Raw genomic sequence first — 2,080 nt, 5'->3', positions numbered from 1 at the left:
GAATTTTTCATCAGCGACAAGAAGAGTCCCTGGCGCGGGACTTCGCTTTATGACCTTTACCAAAAAGCGGCCACGCCGTGGGAATGGCACAAACCGATCTTCAAACTTTGCAAGAAGCTGGGGATGATCGGCTTTAGCACCCCGTTTGATGAAACAGCGGTCGATTTTTTGGAAGAATTAGACATCCCATTTTATAAGATCGCTTCTTTTGAGAATAACGACTTGCCGCTGGTCAAAAAAGTCGCCAAGACCGGGAAACCGATCATTCTTTCCACCGGACTGGCGACCCTGGCCGAGCTTAAGGAAACGGTTCAGACCGCCCGCCGGGCCGGTTGCCGGGATCTGGTCTTGCTCAAATGCACCAGCTCTTATCCTTCGTCCCCAAAAAACTCCAATATTTTAACCATCCCTAGTCTGCGGCAAACCTTCAAATGCCAGGCGGGGATCTCGGACCATACCTTAGGGCTGGGGGCGGCGATCGCCGCGGTCGCCCTTGGCGCGACGGTCATTGAGAAGCATTTCACTTTATCTCGCGCCGCTGGCGGAGTGGACGCCGCTTTTTCGCTCGAGCCGGCCGAATTGAAACAGCTGGTCGAAGAAAGCGGGCGGGCCTGGGAAGCCTTGGGCAAGGTGAGCTATGAACCGACCGCCGAAGAGAAAAGATCTCTGATCTATAAACGGTCGCTCTACGTCGCCCAGGACATGAAAAAAGGGGAGGCGTTCAATAAACAGAATCTGCGGGTGATCCGGCCGGGTTACGGGCTGGCGCCAAAATATTACGATGAACTGCTCGGCAAAAAAGTAAAGCGCGACCTAAAGAAGGGGACCCCGGTCGGCCGGGAGATGATATGAAAAAATCGCTGATCATTTCAGGAAAGAATATTTATTTGAAAGAATTCCAGGTCGGCGATATTACCGCTGATTACATCAACTGGCTGAACGATCCCGAGGTCAACCAGTATTTGGAGTCGCGTCATGTTAAACAGACAAAAAAGACTGTGGAAGCCTATGTCCGTTCCTTTGCGGGTTGCGACCGTAAATTGCTTTTCGGGATATTTGACCGGGCGACTGGTTTGCACGTTGGCAATATTTCTTTTTCCGACCTTAATCATCGTCACGGCTACGGGGTGATCGGCATCGCCGTCGGACGGAAAGCTTTTTGGGGGAAGGGGATAGGGACCGAAGCGATCGAACTGCTTGTCGCTTACGGTTTTAAAATATTAAAGCTCAAACGGATCGAAGCGGGGATATACGCCAACAATCTGGGATCGATCGCGATCTTTAAGAAGGCTGGGTTTAAGATCGAGGCGGCGCTTCGGGAGCGGTATCAGTTAAAAAACAAAAGGGTCGATGGCTTAATAGTTGGATTTTTGAAGGAGGATTGGTCCGGTGCTTAAAGAAAAAAATATTCAAAATATAATTATTTACACAGCTCCCAATTTTGTGGGGTACGCCTTGAGCGTGATCACGATCCCGATCATGACCCGGCTACTGCGGCCGGCCGATTACGGGATCATCATCATGGCCAATCTCTTTCCGGCGATAGCGGTTGGGCTTTTAACTTTTGGCTTGGTTAGCGCCACCCAGCGGAACTATTTTCAATACCGCAAGGACAAGGAACAACTGAACGGCTTGATCATGACTTCCCAGGTGTTTTTGTTCCTGATGCTGATTGCCAGTTCGATCGGAGTTTATCTTTTACGGGATAATATCTCCCAAATGATCATTGGCAAGACGCTCTACGGTAACGCGATCTTTGTCGCTTACCTGGCCGCTTATTTAGCTTACATCAATAGTTTTTATCTGACGATCTTCCAGAGCATGGAGCGGGCCAAGCTCTTTGCCGGCTTTATAGTGACCCAAACCATTATGACCAGCGGGCTTAATCTGCTCTACGTTTGGGCCTTTAAGCTCTCTTTTATGGGGCCGTTATTGGGCGCTTTGACCGCGAATGTATGTTTGCTGCTGGTTCTGTTTGTTGTTTTTAATTCCGGTTATTCTTACAAGCTGAACTTTACTTTGCTGTTTGAGAACATTCTTTTCGGTCTGCAGTTGGTTCCCAAGGTCCTGACCGGGTTCG

3 protein-coding genes are annotated in these 2,080 nt (G+C 49.6%); all 3 read left to right on the top strand.

Annotation, left to right across the window (positions count from 1 at the left end):
* On the top strand, positions 1-852 hold an 852-nt coding region (gene pseI / locus KKF06_03695), incomplete at its 5' end, for a pseudaminic acid synthase (protein ID MBU1616873.1).
* A complete protein-coding gene (locus KKF06_03690; protein ID MBU1616872.1) occupies positions 849-1,397 on the top strand; it encodes a GNAT family N-acetyltransferase in 549 nt (182 codons plus the stop codon). The genes pseI and KKF06_03690, both read left to right, overlap by 4 nt.
* A partial coding sequence (locus tag KKF06_03685; GenBank protein ID MBU1616871.1) for an oligosaccharide flippase family protein occupies positions 1,390-2,080 on the top strand: 691 nt, incomplete at its 3' end. The genes KKF06_03690 and KKF06_03685, both read left to right, overlap by 8 nt.

Source organism: Candidatus Margulisiibacteriota bacterium (genome assembly GCA_018822365.1).
Classification (GTDB): domain Bacteria; phylum Margulisbacteria; class WOR-1; order O2-12-FULL-45-9; family XYB2-FULL-48-7; genus XYB2-FULL-45-9.
This window is presented reverse-complemented; position numbering and strand designations above follow the sequence as displayed.

What these genes read in the sequence shown, in the direction of transcription:
- KKF06_03690 (MBU1616872.1), top strand. Translation starts at nt 849, where the DNA reads ATGAAAAAATCGCTGATCATTTCAGGAAAGAATATTTATTTGAAAGAA.